Source organism: Stenotrophomonas sp. FBCC-B152, assembly GCF_059134105.1.
In genome coordinates, this window is record NZ_CP101442.1 from 4525819 (window position 1) to 4544728 (window position 18910).

The 18910-nt window shown below is 67.0% G+C and carries 20 protein-coding genes and 1 pseudogene; 13 read left to right on the forward strand and 8 right to left on the reverse strand.

What is annotated here, in order from left to right; genetic code table 11:
• The first annotated feature begins 8 nt into the window (after positions 1 to 8).
• The 3 genes from NMB40_RS20505 to NMB40_RS20515 are packed head-to-tail and all read left to right on the forward strand — an operon-like array spanning position 9 to position 1614.
• Positions 9 to 137, forward strand: a complete 129-nt coding sequence (locus tag NMB40_RS20505; RefSeq protein WP_256947664.1) for a hypothetical protein — start codon at positions 9 to 11, stop codon at positions 135 to 137.
• Positions 134 to 715: a cytochrome c oxidase assembly protein gene (locus NMB40_RS20510; RefSeq protein ID WP_282247950.1), complete on the forward strand. Its 582-nt coding sequence runs from the start codon at positions 134 to 136 to the stop codon at positions 713 to 715. Before NMB40_RS20505 ends, NMB40_RS20510 begins: the two co-directional genes overlap by 4 nt.
• A gap of 20 nt (positions 716 to 735) precedes the next feature.
• The gene (locus NMB40_RS20515; protein ID WP_282247951.1) at positions 736 to 1614 is read left to right on the forward strand and encodes a cytochrome c oxidase subunit 3; all 879 of its coding nucleotides are present in this window, start codon (positions 736 to 738) and stop codon (positions 1612 to 1614) included.
• 12 nt (positions 1615 to 1626) lie between these two features.
• Here the strand turns inward: NMB40_RS20515 and NMB40_RS20520 are convergent, their stop codons facing one another.
• Positions 1627 to 1845, reverse strand: a complete 219-nt coding sequence (locus NMB40_RS20520) for a twin transmembrane helix small protein (protein ID WP_068848753.1) — start codon at positions 1843 to 1845, stop codon at positions 1627 to 1629.
• A 57-nt stretch (positions 1846 to 1902) separates the two neighbouring features.
• On the opposite strand from NMB40_RS20520, the gene NMB40_RS20525 reads away from it, so the two are divergent.
• From NMB40_RS20525 to NMB40_RS20545, 5 genes and pseudogenes are all read left to right on the forward strand, one after another.
• Entirely contained in the window at positions 1903 to 2634 is a 732-nt protein-coding gene (locus NMB40_RS20525; RefSeq protein WP_494359679.1) for an SURF1 family protein, read from the forward strand.
• 13 nt (positions 2635 to 2647) lie between these two features.
• On the forward strand, positions 2648 to 3223 hold the full coding sequence (locus NMB40_RS20530; RefSeq protein ID WP_093532971.1) for a redox-active disulfide-containing membrane protein: 576 nt from the start codon (positions 2648 to 2650) through the stop codon (positions 3221 to 3223).
• Positions 3224 to 3233: 10 nt separating this feature from the next.
• Positions 3234 to 4391: pseudogene (locus tag NMB40_RS20535) on the forward strand (COX15/CtaA family protein); the annotation flags it as partial.
• Positions 4392 to 4540: 149 nt separating this feature from the next.
• Positions 4541 to 5428, forward strand: a complete 888-nt coding sequence (cyoE, locus tag NMB40_RS20540) for a heme o synthase (RefSeq protein WP_282247954.1) — start codon at positions 4541 to 4543, stop codon at positions 5426 to 5428.
• A 72-nt stretch (positions 5429 to 5500) separates the two neighbouring features.
• Positions 5501 to 6325, forward strand: a complete 825-nt coding sequence (locus NMB40_RS20545) for a calcium-binding protein (RefSeq protein ID WP_494359680.1) — start codon at positions 5501 to 5503, stop codon at positions 6323 to 6325.
• A 217-nt stretch (positions 6326 to 6542) separates the two neighbouring features.
• Here the strand turns inward: NMB40_RS20545 and NMB40_RS20550 are convergent, their stop codons facing one another.
• From NMB40_RS20550 to rpsU, 6 genes are all read right to left on the reverse strand, one after another.
• Positions 6543 to 7535 (reverse strand): bile acid:sodium symporter family protein, encoded by a 993-nt coding sequence (locus NMB40_RS20550; protein ID WP_494359681.1) that lies wholly within the window; start codon positions 7533 to 7535, stop codon positions 6543 to 6545.
• Positions 7536 to 7587: 52 nt separating this feature from the next.
• Positions 7588 to 8223 (reverse strand): protein tyrosine phosphatase family protein, encoded by a 636-nt coding sequence (locus NMB40_RS20555; protein WP_494359682.1) that lies wholly within the window; start codon positions 8221 to 8223, stop codon positions 7588 to 7590.
• Between the two features lie 24 nt (positions 8224 to 8247).
• Positions 8248 to 9972 (reverse strand): DNA primase, encoded by a 1725-nt coding sequence (dnaG, locus tag NMB40_RS20560; protein WP_494359683.1) that lies wholly within the window; start codon positions 9970 to 9972, stop codon positions 8248 to 8250.
• Positions 9973 to 10036: 64 nt separating this feature from the next.
• Complete coding sequence (locus tag NMB40_RS20565) at positions 10037 to 10987, reverse strand: YihY/virulence factor BrkB family protein (protein WP_494359684.1); 951 nt, start codon at positions 10985 to 10987, stop codon at positions 10037 to 10039.
• A gap of 200 nt (positions 10988 to 11187) precedes the next feature.
• Positions 11188 to 11634 (reverse strand): GatB/YqeY domain-containing protein, encoded by a 447-nt coding sequence (locus NMB40_RS20570; RefSeq protein ID WP_494359685.1) that lies wholly within the window; start codon positions 11632 to 11634, stop codon positions 11188 to 11190.
• Between the two features lie 115 nt (positions 11635 to 11749).
• Complete coding sequence (rpsU, locus tag NMB40_RS20575; RefSeq protein ID WP_002808376.1) at positions 11750 to 11965, reverse strand: 30S ribosomal protein S21; 216 nt, start codon at positions 11963 to 11965, stop codon at positions 11750 to 11752.
• A 167-nt stretch (positions 11966 to 12132) separates the two neighbouring features.
• Here rpsU and tsaD point away from each other — a divergent pair, with 167 nt between their 5' ends.
• Complete coding sequence (tsaD, locus tag NMB40_RS20580) at positions 12133 to 13158, forward strand: tRNA (adenosine(37)-N6)-threonylcarbamoyltransferase complex transferase subunit TsaD (RefSeq protein ID WP_494359686.1); 1026 nt, start codon at positions 12133 to 12135, stop codon at positions 13156 to 13158.
• Here tsaD and NMB40_RS20585 read toward each other — a convergent pair.
• A complete protein-coding gene (locus NMB40_RS20585; protein ID WP_494359687.1) occupies positions 13118 to 13807 on the reverse strand; it encodes a hypothetical protein in 690 nt (229 codons plus the stop codon). The genes tsaD and NMB40_RS20585 overlap by 41 nt on opposite strands.
• Positions 13808 to 14172: 365 nt before the next feature.
• Here NMB40_RS20585 and folB point away from each other — a divergent pair, with 365 nt between their 5' ends.
• From folB to NMB40_RS20605, 4 genes are all read left to right on the forward strand, one after another.
• Positions 14173 to 14526: a dihydroneopterin aldolase gene (gene folB / locus NMB40_RS20590; protein WP_093532979.1), complete on the forward strand. Its 354-nt coding sequence runs from the start codon at positions 14173 to 14175 to the stop codon at positions 14524 to 14526.
• 59 nt (positions 14527 to 14585) lie between these two features.
• Positions 14586 to 15848: a mechanosensitive ion channel family protein gene (locus NMB40_RS20595; protein ID WP_494359688.1), complete on the forward strand. Its 1263-nt coding sequence runs from the start codon at positions 14586 to 14588 to the stop codon at positions 15846 to 15848.
• Between the two features lie 82 nt (positions 15849 to 15930).
• Positions 15931 to 18105, forward strand: a complete 2175-nt coding sequence (gene bglX / locus NMB40_RS20600) for a beta-glucosidase BglX (RefSeq protein WP_494359689.1) — start codon at positions 15931 to 15933, stop codon at positions 18103 to 18105.
• 92 nt (positions 18106 to 18197) lie between these two features.
• Positions 18198 to 18824: a hypothetical protein gene (locus NMB40_RS20605; protein WP_494359690.1), complete on the forward strand. Its 627-nt coding sequence runs from the start codon at positions 18198 to 18200 to the stop codon at positions 18822 to 18824.
• Positions 18825 to 18910 lie beyond the last annotated feature (86 nt).

Below are 18910 nucleotides of genomic sequence, written 5' to 3' on the forward strand. Positions count from 1 at the left end.
GGTCCGCCATGCATGACGTGCACCAACAGGATCTGGCTGCCCGCCGCCAACGCGCCCGCCGTACCGCGCTGTGGGTGGGTGCGGTAGCGATCCTGGTCTATGTCGGCTTCATCCTGAGCGGGGTGCTGGGGCGATGAGCGAAACCCGCCCCGCACCGCATGCCGGGCTGCCGCGCCTGATCGCGGTGGCGGTGGCGGTGTTCGTGCTCACCTTCTCGCTGGTGCCGCTGTACCGCATTGCCTGCGAAAAGGTGTTCGGGGTGCGGCTGGAGCGTGGCCCCGGTGCGGCGGCCGTCGGCGCGCCCGGCGCGGCCAAGCGCACCGTGCGGGTGCAGTTCGATGGCGGCGTGAACTCCAAGCTGCCGTGGGCCTTCCACCCCGAACAGCTGACCATGGACGTGGTGCCCGGCGAGCTCAACGAAGCGCTGTACTACGCGCGCAACGACAGCGACCGCGCGCTGGTGGGCAGCGCCGTGCCATCGGTGGCGCCGGCCAAGGCCTCGGGTTACTTCAGCAAGACCGAATGCTTCTGCTTCACCGCGCAGACCCTGGTGGCGGGCGAGAAACGCGACATGCCGGTGCGTTTCATCGTCGACCCGGACCTGCCGGCCAACATCAAGACCATCACCCTGTCCTACACGTTCTACAAGAACGACGCGCTGTCGGCGCAGCTGGCCACGGCGACCCCGCCGGCCACCGCGCGCTCGGCACCCTGATACGTACCCGGATACCGATCATGGCCACCCAGCACAGCCCAGACGCCAACGTGTACTTCGTGCCCACCCACAGCAAGTGGCCCTTCATCGGCTCCATCGCGATGATGGTGACCATGGTGGGCGTGGCCAGCTGGCTCAATGATGCCGGCTGGGGCAAGTGGACCTTCTATGCCGGCATCGCCATGCTGGTGCTGACCCTGTTCTGGTGGTTCAGCGACGTGGTGCGCGAATCGCAGGCCGGGCACTACAACCACCAGGTCGACGGCTCGTTCCGGATGGGCATGGTGTGGTTCATCTTCTCCGAAGTGATGTTCTTCGGTGCCTTCTTCGGCGCGCTGTTCTACACCCGCAACCTGGGCCTGCCGTGGCTGGGCGGCGAGGGCGACGGGGTGATGACCAACGAACTGCTCTGGGATGGCTATTCGGCCGCCTGGCCGACCAACGGCCCGGGCGCCATCGGCGGCCACTTCCAGACCATTCCGGCCTGGGGCCTGCCGCTGATCAACACGCTGATCCTGCTCACCTCCGGCGTCACCCTCACCATCGCCCACCACGCGCTCAAGGCCGGCCACCGCCGCCAGCTGCTGGTGTGGCTGGGCATCACCGTGCTGCTGGGCGCGTTCTTCCTCACCCTGCAGGCCGAGGAATACATCCACGCCTACAAGGAGCTCAATCTCACGTTGGGCTCGGGCATCTACGGTTCGACGTTCTTCATGCTCACCGGCTTCCACGGTGCGCACGTGCTGCTGGGCACGATCATGCTGATCGTGATGTGGCTGCGTTCGGCCAAGGGCCACTTCACCCGCGACAACCACTTCGGTTTCGAAGCCGCCGCGTGGTACTGGCACTTCGTCGACGTGGTGTGGCTGATGCTGTTCCTGTTCGTCTACGTGCTGTAGCGTCGGGCGGTATCAGCCGCCCACGCCGTGGGGTTTGATCCAGCCGCTGTAGATGCCGATGGCCACCAGCACGATCAGCGCCACCGATACCGCGATGCGGCGGGTGAGCGCATTGACCGTGCGTTTGGTCTGGCCACGGTCGACCAGCAGGTAATACAGCCCCGCGCCCAGATTCCAGACGATGACGATCAGAAACGCGATTACCAGCAGGGTCTTCAACGAATCATTCATGCGCAGCTCGAGGGCAGGGCGGGTATGCCTATCTGACCGCGTTTTGCCGGCGTTGTCATGATGCGCAAGCACACGCGCCTGATCGGCTGGGTCGCCGCCGTGCTGGTGATCATGGTGTTCTGCCAGCTGGGCCGCTGGCAGCTGCAGCGGATGCATGAAAAACAGGCGCTGCTGGACCAGCAGCTGCCCGCTCGCGCGCAGACCCTCAGCCTGGCCCAGGCGCAGGCCGCACCGGTGCAGCTGCGCTGGGTGGAGGACCACGGCCGCTTTCTGCCCGGCACGCTGCTGCTGGACAACCAGACCCGCGAAGGCCGCGCCGGCATCAAGGTGTACCAGCCGTTCCGCAGCGATGGCGGCGCGGTGGTGCTGGTGGACCTGGGCTGGCTGCCGATGCCGGGCGACCGCACCCTGCCGGCCATCGTGCCGCGCGAGGGCACCGCCCACGTGGCCGGCCTGCTGGCGCCGCCGCCGGCCAGCGGCCTGGTGCTGGGCCCGGCATTCACCCCGACCCCGCAGCCAGGCGTGTGGCTGGCCAACCGCATGCCGCCCGCGGAAGTGGCCACCGCGCTGGCACTGCCCGCGGGCAGCCTGCACGGCCCGGTGCTGCGCCTGGACCCCGCGCTGCCCGGCCGCTACGCCCGTGACCTGGAGCTGCTGCCCAACACCCTGCCGCCCAGCCGCCACCTCGGCTACGCCGTGCAGTGGTTCGGCCTGGCCCTGACCGTGCTGATCGTCGCCCTCGTCCTCGAATGGCGCCGGCGGCGCCCGGCACGCCCCCTCCTTCCATGAGAAAATCCCACGCATGAATGCCATCACCCCGGAACAGCTCAAGGCCCGCAACCGTGGCCGCTGGACCCTGGTAGCCCTGTTCGGCCTGTTCTTCGGGGCCATGGCGCTGGCCGGCGTGCTGCGCTTCGCCGGCTGGCAGCCGGCCGCCCACCGCAACACCGGCGAAGTGTTCACCCCGGCGGTGGACGCGCGCGCGCTGCCGCCCACCCTGGCCAACGGCCAACCGTACCCGTGGAACCCCGATGCCCATGTCTGGCGCATCCTGGTGGCACCCGCCCCGGGCTGCGCAGCCGAGTGCGTCACTTTGTCGCAGGGATTGGACAAGGTGTGGCAGCTGTTCGGCCATAGGGCCGATAATGTCGAGATCCTGTGGCTGGGTACGCCGCCGGCCGAGGTCCAGGGCTTTCCCGCCCTGCGCGTGCTGGCCCCCCAGCCGAACCTGCGTGCCGTGTTGCCCGCCGTGGATGACGCCGCCGGCACGCCTGTGTATGTCATCGACCCGAACGGGTTCGTGATCATGCGGTATGCGCCGGGATTCGAATTGGCCGGTCTGCGCAAGGACATGGCCACGCTGTTGAAACTGAAGTGAGTTCCGTTTGATGAACCCCACCGCGCGCCCGGCGCTGCATCGCAATTTCCACCGTCTGGCGTGGTTCGCCCTGATCATGACGGCCAGCACGATCATGTTCGGTTCGTTCGTGCGCCTGTCCGATGCCGGCCTGAGCTGCCCGGACTGGCCGACCTGCTATGGCCGCGTGACCTGGCCGCAGCATGCGCAGGAAGTGATCGGCCACGAAGCGGCCAAGATCCGCCCGCTGGAAACCCACAAGGCGTGGCGCGAGCAGGTGCACCGTTTCCTGGCCGGCGCGCTGGGCATTGAAATCCTCACCCTGGCGCTGCTGGCCACGCGTCGCCGGCGTTGGGGCACCACCGCCGTGGTTACTGCGTGCGTGCTGGTGGCTACCGGCATACCGCTGTACATGATGGGCATGCACGTGTCGGCCAGCATCCTGGCCATCACCGGCGAAGTGATCCTGCTGATCGCCGCGTTGCGCTGGAACAACATCGACCTCTCGCGCGCGGCCTTGCTGACGCTGGCGGTGGTGATCTTCCAGGCGCTGCTGGGCATGTGGACGGTGACGCTGCTGCTCAAGCCCATCGTGGTGATGGGCCACCTGCTCGGCGGCATGCTGATGTTCGGGCTGCTGGTGTGGATGGCCTGGCGCGCCACGCACATGCCGATCACGCTGGTGCAGGCGCCGAAGCTGAAGTGGCTGCTGCGCATCGGCGTGGCCGTGCTGGTGATGCAGATCGCGCTGGGCGGCTGGGTGAGCGCCAACTACGCCGCGCTGGCCTGCGGTGGCGGCAGTGCCTCGCTGGATAATTTCCCGCGCTGCGTGAGCCAGTGGTGGCCGCAGCACGACTTCAAGGAAGGCTTCACCCTGTGGCGTGGGATCGGGGTGGATTACGAAGGGGGCGTGCTCGATGGCGCTTCGCGTATCGCCATCCAGATGGCGCACCGCATGTTTGCCGTCGTCGTGGCCGTGTACCTGCTGTGGCTGGCGGTGCGCCTGTACCGGCTGCCGAGCATGCGCGGCTGGGCCAGCGCGCTGGGGCTGCTGGTGGTGCTGCAGATCACCCTGGGCATCCTGAACGTGAAGCTGGCGGTGCCGCTGGAAGTGGCGGTGGCGCACAGCGGCGGCGCGGTCGCGCTGCTGTTCGTGCTGGTCACACTGATGGCGCGCCTGCGTTCTCCTTCCGACGTAGTCGATGAAAGTGCAGGAACAGAGCCCCCGAAGTTCGGGGGCGGCGCCGAAGGCGCGGGGGCGTGGAAGAACGCCCCTCATGGTCGCGATTCGCACAGCGAATCGCGGGAGCTCCAGCGCGAAGCAGCTGGAGCGACACCATGAGCGTCCGGCAGTATTGGGATCTGACCAAGCCGAAGGTCGTGGCCCTCATCGTGTTCACCGCGCTGGTGGGCATGTTCCTGGCTATTCCCGCGTTGCCCACCGCCGAGCAGGCCGTGCGCGGCGCGCTGGGGTTCCTCGGCATCTGGCTGGCAGCCTCCGCCGCAGCCGCCATCAACCAGCTGCTGGACGCGCAGATCGACGCGCAGATGGCGCGCACCTCGTGGCGGCCGCTGGTGGTGGGCAAGGTGAAGCCGTGGCAGGTGCTGGTGTTTGCCAGCGCGCTGATCGTGCTGTCGATGACCATCCTGGTGGTGTGGGTCAACGTCATCACCGCCGTGCTGACCTTCGCCTCGCTGATCGGCTACGCGGTCATCTACACGGTGTACCTCAAGCGCGCGACCTCGCAGAACATCGTGATCGGCGGCCTCGCCGGCGCCACCCCGCCCCTGCTGGGCTGGGCGGCCATCACCGGCATGCAGGGCCCGATGGACTGGGCCTACGCCTCGCTGCTGGTGCTGATCATCTTCATCTGGACCCCGCCGCATTTCTGGGCGCTGGCGATCTTCCGTCGCGAGGATTACGCCAAGGCCAAGATCCCGATGCTGCCGGTGACCCACGGCGTGGCCTACACCCGCAAGTCGATCATGGCGTACTCCATCGCCCTGGCCATCGTCAGCATCCTGCCCGCTGCGGTGGGCATGAGCGGCATGTTCTACCTGGGCGGCGCGGTGGTGCTCAACGCCGTGTTCCTCTGGTACGCCTGGCGCATGCTCAACCCGCCGGATGAGCTGTTCTCGATGAAGATGTTCGGCTACTCCATCGTCTACCTCATGGCGCTGTTCGCGTTCCTGATGGTGGACCACTGGATGCTGCCGTTCCTGTGAGCTTCCTGCGCCGGCCTTGAAAGCGGCCATCCCGTCGCCATTGCTTTCATGACCCCAACAGGACGTGACGGCATGAAGCGATGGCTCTGGATGGCTGTGATGGTGGCTTCGATGGTGTGCGGCCCGGCCGCTGCCGCGCCGGCAGGCGGTGTCGGTGACACCGCAACGCAGATAGTGACCCTGGCGGGCAACCACCGGCTGGTGGTGCTGGGCGAATACCACGGCACCGCCGAGACACCGCTGCTGGTGGCCGACCTGATGGAACGCTACAGCCGCGACAACGCACCGGTGCGGCTGGGGTTGGAGCTGCCGATGAGCGAGAACGCGGCACTGGCGCGGTACCTCCGCTCCAATGGCGATGCCGATGCGCGCGAAGCACTGCGTACCTCGCCATTCTGGCGGGTGAAAGATGGCCAGCATGACGGGCGCCGTAGTCGCGACATGCTGGCGTTGATCGAAACGCTGCGCGTGCTGCGGGCGCAGGGTCGCGATATCGGCGTAGCGGGCTACGACATGGAAATCAGCGCGTACGACAGCGACGTGGATCGCGACGCGGAGATGGCCACCCATGTGCGCCAACAGTTCAACGCCCTGCCCAGCGCGGCGCGGATGCTGGTACTGACAGGCAACGTGCATGCGATGCGCCACCCGTTCGAAGATGCGCCCCCGGAAATGCAGCATCGCACCATGGCGGCCTTCCTTCTGGACCTGCCGCTGTACAGCGTGCGCGTGGAGGCACTGCGTGGCCACACCTGGCATTGCATGAGCCCCTGCCGCGCGATGCCGCTGCTCGAGCGGCCGGCACGTGATCCGGTTGCCGACACGGACCTGGACCGCTCGTACGACGTATGGGTGTACCTGCCGGAGCTGAGCGTAGGCACGTTGACCGACCCGTAACGCGGCCAGATCCAGGCGATGCGGTGCTCCGGTAGGGTCGCTTCCCAAACGACCGCCCTCGGCAACGATCGCCGCGATTGCGGCATGACCCTGGCCGGCGCCACGTCGTAATGCGCAGCCGCGATGATTTTCATGCCCACCATCGGCTGATCACCGTTATCGGCGGTCGTTTGGGAAGCGACCCTACCAACATCGTCGCGTACCGCGTGCTGCGCCGTCACTCCAATGGCGCTGGGTTCACCACCGGGTCGCGTGCGTAGCGCTGTGCGATCACCGCGCAGACGATCAGCTGGATCTGGTGGTAGATCATGATCGGCAGCACGATGGCGCCCAGGCTGCCGCCGGCAAACAGGACCTTGGCCATCGGTACGCCGGTGGCCAGGCTCTTCTTGGAACCGCAGAACAGGATGGTGATGCGGTCTTCGCGGTTGAAGCCAAGCCGCCGTGACAGGAAGGCAATCGTCGGCATGGCGATGCCCAGCAGCACCGCAGCTACCACCGCCACGGTGAGCAGCGACAGCAGCGGGGTCTTGCTCCACAGCCCTTCGTTCACCGCTTCGCCAAACGCCGAGTACACCACCAGCAGGATGGTGCCCTGATCCGTGTAGCGCAGCAGCGCGCGCTGGCGTTCCACCCAGCGGGCGATCCACGGGCGCAGCAGGTGGCCGGCCACGAACGGCACCAGCAGCTGCAGCATGATGCTCAGGATGGCCTGGCCGGGGTTGTGCATGCCGCCTGCGGTACCCGCCAACAGGGCCAGCAGCAGCGGGGTGAGGAACACGCCGAGGATGCTGGACAGAGAAGCGCTGACCACCGCCGCCGGCACGTTGCCGCGCGCCAGCGAAGTAAATGCGATCGAGGACTGCACCGTGGACGGCAGCGCGCACAGGAACAGCACGCCGATGTACAGCTCGGGGGTGAGCAGCCAGCCATCCAGCGGTTTGAAGGACAGCCCGAACAGCGGGAACAGCACGAACGTGCAGGCCAGGATGGTCAGGTGCAGGCGCCAGTGCAGCAGCCCGCCCATGATCGATTCGCGCGGCAGGCGCGCACCGTGCAGGAAGAACAGCGCGGCGATGGCCACGTCGGTGACATCGTCCAGCACCATGGCCGCAGCACCGTGCATGGGCAGGAACGATGCCAGCAGCACGGTGCCGAGCAGGGCCAGGGTGAAATTGTCCGGTCGCAGGCGCGACCACCAGCGGGTCATGGTGGGCAGGCTCCTGTAGAGCAGGGGGAAAGGGGGTGATGCGGCAGCAGGCTCAACGCGTGGTGTCCTGCTCGAGCAGGGTGCGGGTCTGGGCGTCCAGCGAGGTCATGCCGGCGTCGCGGCCGAACTGCAGGGCCTGTTCGGTGGATGCGCCCTGTTTCGCTTTCATCAGCGCCAGCAGCGCGCCGACGCGGTTGCCGGAGGCGCAGTGCAGCAGTACCGGGCCGTTGGCCTGGGAAAGTGCGGTCTGTAGAGCCTGCACGTTGGCGGGGGTCAGGCCGGCAGCACCGGCGACCGGGATGCGCACGTAATGCAGGCCGAGCGACCCAGCCGTGGCGGTTTCGTCGAAGCCGCGGTCTTCGCTGGGTTGGCGCAGGTCGATCACGGTGGTGATGCCTGCGGTGGCGGCCCGCTGCAGTTGTTCTGCAGTGGGTTGTCCGCCGGTGTAGAGGTCTTCGGCGGGATTCCTGAAGGTCCGGGTCAGGTCGGCTTCGGCCAGCGAGGCAGGGCCTCGCTCTACCAGCCGAGCATCCGACCCATCCTGCGTAGAGCGAGGCCCTGCCTCGCTGCCGCCAGCAACAGAACCATCCCCGGTAGAGCGAGGCCCTGCCTCGCTGCCCACCGGAGCCAGGGTAACCAGACACAGCAGGAAGGCACTGAAGAAGGCGGGGCGGTTCCAACGTCGCATCACTTCACCTTCCTCCTTCATCGGTCAACGCAGCGTGGCGCGCGCCTTCAACAGCTCGCGCAGTTCGTACTTGTCAGTATCGTCCAACCCCTGCTGCCGCTGCTTTGCCTGAAGCTCCTCAAGACGTTGCAGCAACAGCTGTTTTTCCAGCTGCGCCACCGCATCGTGCAGCTCCTGGTTCCACATCGCCTCATCGCCGGGCAGCGTCTGCGCGGCCAGCTTGTGCAGCGATTCCTGCTCTTCGCGGCCTTCGAAATGCTCCAGCAGCGCGCCGGTGCTGATGTCCGGGCGCTGTTCCACCAGGGTCAGCAGCTCGATCAGCAGCTCCACGCCCGGCAACCGCAGGCCGCTGAAGTGGTGGCCTTCCAGCGTCATCGCCAGCGACGGCTGCTGCAGCAGGATGGCGATGGCCGCACGCACCAGGCTGCGGCGCTGCGCGGGTGCCACGGCGCGTGCCGGCGGGCGTGACACCGGCGTGGCGGCCGGCTTGGCGCCCAGCCCGGTCAACGTGGCCAGCTGCTGCTTCATCAGGTCGCCGAAGGCGCCATCGGGAATCTGCGCCAGCATCGGGCGCGCGCGCTCGGCCAGGCGCGCCTTGCCATCCAGCGTGGCCATGTTCACTTCGCGGGTGAGCTCGTCGAAGAAGAACTGCGACAGCGGCGTGGCCTGCTTGAGGCGCTCGTCGAAGCCATCCTTGCCTTCCTTGCGCACGATGGTGTCCGGGTCTTCGCCATCGGGCAGGAACAGGAAGAAGGCCTGGCGGCCATCCTTCATGCGCGGCAGCACCGATTCCAGCGCGCGCCAACCGGCGCGGCGGCCGGCGGCGTCGCCGTCGAAGCAGAAGAACACATCCGGCGCATTGCGGAACAGCAGCTCGGCATGGTCCGGCGTGGTCGCCGTGCCCAGCGTGGCCACCGCCTGGGTGACCCCGAACTGGAACAGCGAAACCACGTCCATGTAGCCTTCCACCACGATCAACCGTTCGATCTTCTGGTTGGCCTGGCGCACCTGCCACAGCCCGTACAGCTCGCGGCCCTTGTGGAACAGCGCGGTTTCCGGTGAATTGAGGTACTTCGGGCCGTCGTCCTTCTCCATCACCCGGCCGCCATAGGCGATCACGCGCCCGCGCCGGTCGAAGATCGGGAACATCACCCGGTCGCGGAACTTGTCGTAGACATGGCCGCGGTCGTTCTTGGAAAACAGCCCGGCACGATCAAGCAGCTTCATGCGCCGCTCGTCCTTGCCCAGTGCATCCTTCAGCGCGCTGTAGCCATCGGGCGCGTAGCCGATCGCAAAGCGCGTGCGGTTTTCCTCATCCACGCCGCGCTGGTCCAGGTAGGCACGCGCGGTGTCGCTGCCTTCCAGCGATTTCTGGAAGAAGCGCGTCGCCGCATCCAGCGCGGCGTACAGCTCGCGGCTGTCGTCCTGCTGCTGGGCGGTGCGCGGTTGCGTGTCGCGCGGTACTTCCATGCCCACGCGCTTGGCCAGCTCATCGACCGCGTCGAGGAACTCCAGGCGGTCGTAGTTCATCAGGAAGCTGATCGCGGTGCCGTGCGCGCCGCAGCCGAAGCAGTGGTAGAACTGCTTGGTGGGCGAGACCGTGAACGAGGCCGAACGCTCGTCATGGAACGGACAGCGCGCCGAATATTCCTTGCCCTGGCGCTTCAACGGCACGCGGCTGCCCACCACTTCGACGATGTCGGAGCGGGCCAGCAGGTCGTCGATGAATGCGTCGGGGATACGGGCCATGGGCAGCAGCAGGGGGCACGGCCGGCAACGGCCACGCACGGAAGCGGGGGACCCCGCTAGTCTACTAGCTGGCGGTGCCTTCGCCCGGTTTCGGCGGCACGATGCCGGCCTCGGCCAGGTGGACGCGGGCGCGCAGGCGCTCGTCGATCACCGCCGTCATCAGCGCGCCCACGAAGAACACCACCGTGGCGTAGTAGATCCATACCAGCGAGATCACCAGCGCGCCCATCGAGCCGTAGGCACTGCCCGGCGCCACCGTGGCGATGTACAGCCCGATGCCATAGCGACCCAGCGCGAACAGCGCCGAGGTGATCGCCCCGCCGATGAACGCCTGCCGCCATGCCACGCGGCGGTCGGGCAGGTAGTGGTAGAGGAAGGCAAAACCCACCGTGTACAGCAGCAGGCTGGTCAGGTAGCCCACCGCCGGCAGGACCGAAGGCAGCTGCGCGAACGCCACCTGCAGCATGGTGGTGGCGGTCATCGACAGGATCAGCAGGAAGCCCAGCGCCAGCACCACGCCAAAGGAGAACACGCGCTTGCGCAGCCACGCCACGATGCCGTCCAGGCGTTCGCCGCTGGTATTGAAGATCAGGTTGAGCGCGTTCTGCAGCTGGGCGAACACCGCCGTGGCGCCGATGAACAGCAGCAGCGTGCTCCACATGCCGGCCAGCGAGCCCATCGAGGGCTGGTTGTCGGCGTTCTTGAGCACGGTATCGGCCACGGTGGCCGCGCTGCTGCCGGCGACATCGTTGATCTGGCCGATCAGCGCCTGCTGTGCGGGCGGGTACAGCGAGGCGGTCAGCCACAGCAGCAGCACCAGCAACGGCGCCATCGACAGCAGGGCATAGAAGGACACCGACGCGGCCTGGGTCAGCACGTCCACATCGACGAAGCGTTTGCCCACGGCAACCGGGAAGCTGCGTTCAAGCCGGTCTACGTACTTGCGCAGGCGGGGCGGAACGCGGGAAGGATCGTGCGCGGGCTCGGGCGCGGGGGAAGGCGGCAGCGAAGACATGCCTGGATTTCTAGCAGGCCCGGTTCGAAGACCGGGTGAAACATGCACCGACCAACGGTCGGTGCCTACCGCATGGTGCGAAGCCGCCCGAGTACGACACCGGCCGTGGGGACCGTGACGCCACCCAATGGACGACACCGGCTGCGGGGACCGTGACGCCACCCGGTAGGACACGACCGTTGGTCGTGTCCCTCTCAAACTCAACCGGCGAAGTGCGCCTTCACCAGCTTGGACACCAGGCCCATGTCGGCCTGGCCGGCCAGCTTCGGCTTCAGCGCACCCATCAGCTTGCCCATGTCGGTGGCGCTGGCGGCGCCGGTTTCGGCAACGGCGGCCTGGATCGCAGCCACGATCTCGGCTTCGCCCATCTTGGCCGGCAGGTAGGTGTCGATCACCACCAGTTCGTCGCGCTCGATCTGCGCCAGGTCTTCACGCTGGGCCGCTTCGTACTGGCTGATCGAGTCCTTGCGCTGCTTGACCATCTTGTCGAGCACGGCGATGACAGCGGTGTCGTCCAGCTCGATGCGCTCATCCACTTCGCGCCGCTGGATTTCCGCCTTGATCAGGCGGATCACGGACAGCTTGTGCTTGTCGCCCGCCTTCATGGCGGCCTTCATGTCTTCGGTGAGCTGCAGCTTCAGGCTCATGGAACACCTCGTATCGATGAAAAGGGTGGAAACGCAAAAAGCCGGTAACGCTCGCGCGTTCCGGCTTCGGCTCCGCCGCGACAGGACACGCCTGCCGCATCGAAGTTGCGTCCGATCAGTACAGGCGCTGACGCTTGGTGACGTCGCGCGACGAGCGGCGCAGCTGACGCTTCACAGCAGCGGCAGCCTTACGCTTGCGCTCCTGGGTCGGCTTTTCGTAGAACTCGCGCTTGCGGGTTTCGGCCAGCACGCCGGCCTTTTCGCAGGTGCGCTTGAAGCGACGGAGCGCAAACTCGAAGGGCTCGTTCTCGCGGACTTTAACGCTGGGCATGGAATCTCCGGGACACAGTAGAACCGGGTCACGCCCGGTGAGAGCCGCACATTATAGCGGCGAGAAAAGAAGTTGCAACCCACCCCGGCAAAGTTCCTGGCCTGGGGTAGTGAAGGGCACGTCGGCGGTACGTCTGCCAAGGCCTCAAGAGGTCCATAATACCCGTTATGCGAGTCCTTGGTATCGAATCTTCCTGCGATGAGACCGGCGTAGCGGTGTATGACACCGCCGTGGCCGGCCCGGACGCTCTGCGCGCCCATGCCGTGTACAGCCAGATCGCCCTTCACGCCGAATACGGCGGGGTGGTGCCTGAACTGGCCAGCCGCGACCACGTGCGCAAGCTGCTCCCCCTGATCCGCCAGACCCTGGCCGAGGCCGGGCTGGGCGTGGGCGACATCGACGGGGTGGCCTACACGGCCGGCCCGGGGCTGGTCGGCGCCCTGCTGGTGGGCGCGGGCGTGGCCCGTTCGCTGGCTTGGGCGCTGGAAGTGCCTGCGGTGGGTGTCCACCATATGGAAGGCCACCTGCTGGCCCCGCTGATGGAACAAGACCCGCCGGAACCGCCGTTCGTGGCCCTGCTGGTGTCTGGCGGGCATACCCAACTGGTGGCGGTGGACCGCATCGGCCAGTACCGCCTGCTCGGCGAGACCCTGGACGATGCCGCCGGCGAAGCCTTCGACAAGACCGCCAAGCTGATGGGCCTGCCGTACCCGGGCGGCCCCCAGCTGGCAGCCCTGGCCGAAAAGGGCACCCCGGGCAGGTTCAAGTTCACCCGCCCTATGACCGACCGGCCCGGGCTGGATTTCAGCTTCTCCGGCCTGAAGACCCAGGTGCTGCTGGCCTGGCGCGACAGCGACCAGAGCGAGCAGACCCGCGCCGACATCGCGCGCGGCTTTGAAGATGCCGTGGTCGAAACGCTGGCGATCAAATGCGAGCGCGCGCTGGATGCGGCGGGCACCGACGTGATCGTCGTGGCCGGTGGCGTGGGCGCCAACAAGCGCCTGCGGGCCCGGCTGCAGCAGATGGCCGAACGCCGTGGCGGCCGTGCCTGTTTCCCGCGCCCCTCGCTGTGCACCGACAACGGCGCCATGATCGCCTTCGCTGGCGCGCTTCGCCTGGAGGCCGGCCAGCACAACCCGCCGCAGGTGCAGGTCACCCCGCGCTGGGACATGGCGACGCTGCCGGCGGTGTAGCGCGGCCGGGGCGTTGCCCGAGCACGCTCGTCACCGATTGGTGATCCTGCATCCATATGCCGATGTGTGGGCAACGAAGCCCTACGACGCGGATGATCGTCGTCAGGTCTTCGCGCAGGTCCCGCGCGAAGATCGGCTCATGGTGCGCGATGCGATTGCGCAATTGGCGTACCCGCTCAAGATCAGTGTACGCTCCGGCCCGCGTTCGGCGCGCGTCGCCATGAGAGCCAGGGAGCACGCTCTGTAGCGTTCCTGACCACAGCGACTGATCGAATCGCTGGGTGAACATCTGTTGCCAGAATGCAAAGCGCAATGCAGCTACCACCCCTGCGGTGGAGGAGCACCCACTCGCGGCACGACGTAGTTCCTCGCGCGCGTTGTACCCGTGGACACTGCTCGGCAGGCTCAGCCGAAAGCTCTCCCGCCAAGGCCACGCCGGCCCATGTCTCAGCGCAATGGCTTCGGCCACGGCATTGCGGATGACTATCTCGCAGGTATGCAGCGGAAGCATGAAAGCGCCGCTGATCTGCATGTTCCATTGATAGAGTTCGAAAGGATGGATACGGGTCGCATCCCGTGCTGCCGCAGCCTCGTACGTCTGCATGCGCTCAGCCGAGAACGATCGTCGTATGAGGTGCCAGTCACGCATCCCGTGCTCCATTGGATCTACATTGCCTCATCCTGGTAACAGCGGACGATTGGCCCAATCAGGAAAGTCGCCTTCATGGTGTGGGCATCCCCGGGCCGTACATGCAACGCGCGCCGCGTCTCAAAAATGAACCTAGGTGGTTGACCGCGCGCACGCAGCCAGCTACGGTCGCTGCGTGTGCCGCCGGGGCCAGTTCATGGGGAGACCCATTTCCCCCGGGGACGTTGGCAGTAAGCAAAGGGCCCCGCGCGGGGCCCTTTGTCTTTTTCGGCCCGCATTTCACATCGGGCGCTGCCAGGCACCGGTTCGAGGCACGTTCGGGGCCGTCCCGTTACCATGGTCGCCATCTTCTACGTGGCACTCCTATGGACAAGGTATTCATCGAAGGGCTTGAGATCGATGCCCTGATCGGGATCTACGACTGGGAACGGCGGATCCGCCAGACCCTGCGCTTCGATCTGGAAATGGGTTTTGACAACCGCAGGCCGGCGGCCAGCGACGACATCGCCGACACCCTGAACTACAAGGCCGTGAGCAAGCGCATCGAGCAGTTCGTGCGCGAATCCGACTTCGGCCTGGTCGAAACCCTGGCCGAGCGCATCGCCGAGATAGTGCTGCGCGAATTCAACGTGCAGTGGCTGCGCCTGAAGCTCAGCAAGCCCGGTGCCGTGCGTGGCGCCAAGGCCGTTGGCGTGATCATCGAGCGCAGCGCCGCCTGAGCTGCCCCGGTAGCGCCGGCCGTTGGCCGGCCCTGGCAGTAATGAGAGACCCCCAAGAAATGACAGATGCAGTAATCGCCGTGCAATGGCTGGAAGGCCTGCAACAGACCCTCGAACCCTGGCCCTGGGCCTACACCACCTTCGTCCTGTGCGCGCTGGCGCTGGCCGCCTGGCTGGCCAACTTCGTCACCAAGCGCATCCTGCTGCGCGGCCTGCGCCGGCTGGTGCGCCGCCTGCCGGGCACGGAAGGCGGCAGCAACCTGCGGGTGATCTCGCGCCTGTCCAACGTGGTGCCCAGCATGGTCATCGCCGCCGGCATCCGCATCGTGCCGGACCTGCCGCCGCAGCTGGTGTCGGGCGTGGTCAGCGCCTGCCAGGCCTGGGCAGTGCTGACCGTGGCGCTGGCCGTCTCGCACGCGCTGGATGCGGCCAACGAGCTGTACGAACGCCGCCCCGATGCCCGCAGCAAGCCGATCAAGGGCTACCTGCAGGTAGTGAAGATCGTGGTGTTCGTGGTGGCCGGGCTGTCCATCGTCGCCACCCTGCTGGGGGTGAAGCTGGGCCCGATGGTGGCCGGCCTCGGCGCCGCTACCGCCGTGCTGATGCTGGTCTTCCAGGACACCATCCTGTCGCTGGTGGCCAGCGTGCAGATCAGTGGCGATGGCCGCGTGCGGCTGGGCGACTGGATCGAAATGCCCAGCCAGAACGCCGATGGCGATGTGATCGATATCGCCCTGCATACCATCACCGTGCAGAACTTCGACAAGACCATCACCACCATCCCGACCAAGAAGCTGGTCACCGAGTCGTTCAAGAACTGGCGCGGCATGCAGGAAGCCGGCGGCCGCCGGATCAAGCGCGCGCTGTACCTGGACCAGCACAGCGTGGGCTTCCTGGACGCGGCGGCGCTGCAGCGGCTGGAGCAGTTCGCGGTGCTGGGCGACTACCTGCGTGAAAAGCAGGCCGAGCTGACCCAGTGGAACACCCAGCTGCAGGCCCAGGGCGTGGCGGCGGTGAACGCGCGCCGGGTCACCAACCTGGGCACCTTCCGCGCCTACGTGGAGCGCTACCTGCGCCAGCACCCCGGTATCCATACGGATATGACGTTGCTGGTACGGCAACTTCAGCCCACCACCGAAGGGCTGCCGCTGGAGGTGTACTGTTTCACCCGCACCACCGCCTGGGGGGACTACGAAGGCATCCAGTCGGATGTGTTCGATCACCTGCTGGCGATCCTGCCGGCGTTCGGGTTGCGGGTCTTCCAGGCCTCCAGTGATGCCATGTTGATGGCCGCGCAGCAGCAGCGGGCCGCCGCAGAGTAAGCTCCTGTGCCCCGCGCTTTGCTTTGGTGGCGCCGGGAACGCTAGAATCTCGGCCTTGTAAACGTTTTCATAAGGATAGCCGGTGGCCTCCGATCGCATCGAAACCCTCATTGCCCAGATGACCGTCGAAGAAAAAGTCGGCCAGCTGGGTGTGTTCGCGGACATGGTCCGGCCGTTCGCGCCGGACGTGAACCCCGAAGCCAATGTCAGCAACGCCGACCAGGTGCTGCAGCAGGTGCGCGAAGGCAAGGTGGGCTCGCTGTTCAACGGCGTGGGCGTCGACGCCGGCCGCCGCATCCAGCAGGTCGCCCTGGAAGAAAGCCGCCTGGGCATTCCGGTGATCCTGGCCGCCGATGTCATCCACGGCATGCGCACCGTGTTCCCGATCCCGCTGGGTGAAGCGGCCAGCTTCGAACCGGACCTGGCCGAGCGCACCGCGCGCGCCACCGCCGTCGAAGCTACTGCAGCCGGCCTGCACTGGACCTACGCACCGGCGGTGGACATCGCCCGCGATCAGCGCTGGGGCCGCGGTGCCGAAGGCGCCGGTGAAGACGTGGTGCTGGGCTGTGCGTTCGCCGCCGCCCGCGTGCGCGGCTTCCAGGGCCCGGACCTGCGCGCCGCCGACGCGCTGCTGTCCACGCCCAAGCACTTCGCCGCCTACGGCGCGGTGATGGCCGGCATGGAATACAACATGGTGGACATCTCGCCGCAGACCCTGCGCGACGTGCACCTGCCGCCGTTCAAGGCCGCGTTCGAAGCCGGCGCGATCACCGTGATGTCCTCCTTCAACGACATCAACGGCGTGCCCGCCAGCGCCAACGCCGAACTGCTCACCGACATCCTGCGCGGTGAGTGGCAGTTCCCGGGCGTGGTGATCTCCGATTACACCGCCGACATGGAACTGGTGGCGCACGGGTATGCCGCCGACGACCGCGACGCCACCGCCAAGGCCTTCACCGCCGGCCTGGACCTGAGCATGCAGAGCGGCTTCTATGCCGAACACCTGCCGGGCCTGATCGACAGCGGCGACGTGCCGATGGCCACGCTGGATGAATCGGTGCGCCGCATCCTGAACCTGAAGGAAGCGATCGGCCTGTTCGACGATCCCTACCGTTCGCTGGATCCGGTGCGCGAAGCCGATACCTCCTACATCGCCGCGCATGACGAACTGTCGCGCGATGCCGCGCGCCGTTCCATCGTGCTGCTGAAGAACGAAGGCAACGTGCTGCCGCTGCGCAAGGACGGGCAGAAGATCGCCCTGATCGGCCCGTTCGTGCAGGACCGCGACAACATCGAAGGCTGCTGGACACTGTTCGGCGACAAGTCGCGCTACCTCACCCTGGAAGCCGGCGTGCGCGCGGCGATCAGCGATGAAAGCCTGCTGGAAATCGTGCCCGGCTGCGACCTGGAAGCGGCCGTGCAGGATGGCATCGAACAGGCCGTGGCCGCCGCGCTGCGCGCGGACGTGGTGGTGCTGGCACTGGGCGAACCGCAGCGTTACAGCGGTGAAGCGCAGTCGCGCGTTGAAATCACCCTGCCGGCGGCGCAGCAGGCGCTGGCCGAGGCGGTGGCAATGACCGGCAAGCCGCTGGTGGTGCTGCTGCGCAATGGTCGCGCGCTGGCCCTGCAGGGTGCGGTGCGCAATGCGCAGGCCGTGGCCATCACCTGGTACCTGGGCACGCAGACCGGCCCGGCCGTGGCCGATGTGCTGTTCGGCGATTACAACCCGTCCGGCCGCCTGCCGGTGAGCTTCCCGCAGGTGTCGGGGCAGCAGCCGTTCTTCTACAACCACCCGCGCACCGGCCGCCCGGAACTGCCGACCATGTCGGAGTTCAAGGCACGCTGGCGCGAGATTCCGAACGCGGCGCTGTACCCGTTCGGGCACGGCATTGGCTACACCAGCTTCGGTTATGGCGTGCCGCAGTTGAGCAGCGCCCAGCTGGGCTGGGATGACACGCTGGAGATCACCACCACCCTGACCAACACCGGTGCGGTGGCGGGTGAGGAAGTGGTGCAGCTGTACATCCACGACCGCGTGGCCAGCCGCGTGCGGCCGGTGCGCGAGCTGAAGGATTTCCGCAAGGTGGCATTGCAGCCGGGCGAGAGCACGCAGGTGCGCTTCACGCTGGATCGTCATGCGCTGGGCTTCACCGGCCGTGATGGCGTGTTCCGTGCGGAGCCGGGCCAGTTCGATGTGTGGGTGTGTGCGTCGTCTGCCGCCGGTGAGCCGGTGATCTTCGAGCTGCTGGCGGGCTGACGGATTGCCAGGCACGGCCTGGCACTACCATCATGGGTGCTGCACGCATTACCGGCTACGCTGGCATCTTCGCGATACCGACGGAGCCGTGCATGCGCCTGATCAAGATCCTGCTTCCCACGTTGATGCTGGCTGCCTGCAGCCAGCCCACGCCGCCGGCCAATGAGAGGGCGGCGCCATCTACCTCGCCGCCGGCCACCGCGCCCACCGCCGCTGAAGATGCGCCGCAGGCCGGGTTGTCACCGGATGCGGTGGAGCCGAGCACGGCACCCACGCCGGATACTGCACCGCCGGTGGCGGGGACGGATTCGGCGGCGACGCCCGCTGCGGATGCATCTGCCGAAGCCGAGGGTGGCGCGCGCGAGCGCATCACCAAGCTGCTGGGTGATGCGGCTCCCTACGAAAGCGTGTTCAACGAACTGCAGCGTGGCGTGGCCGCAGGTGACCGTGCCGCCGTGGCCGGGCTGATGCGGTACCCGGTGCGGGTCACCATCGCTGGGAAGAACCAGAAGGTGGCTGACGCCGCCGCTTTCCAGCGCGACTACGACAAGATCGTGACCCCGGCGCTGGCGAAGCTGATCGCAGAGCAGACGTTCGACACCCTGTTCGTCAACTGGCAGGGCGTGATGCTGGGCCAGGGCGAGGTGTGGATCAACGGCACCTGCCTGGACAAGGAATGCACGAAGAGCGAGGTCAAGGTCAACAACATCGGGCAATAACACGACGGCGTGCGGACCAACGGTCCGCACCTACCGTGGCGTGTTGGCCGGTGCATGTGCGGACCAACGGTCCGCACCTACCGAGG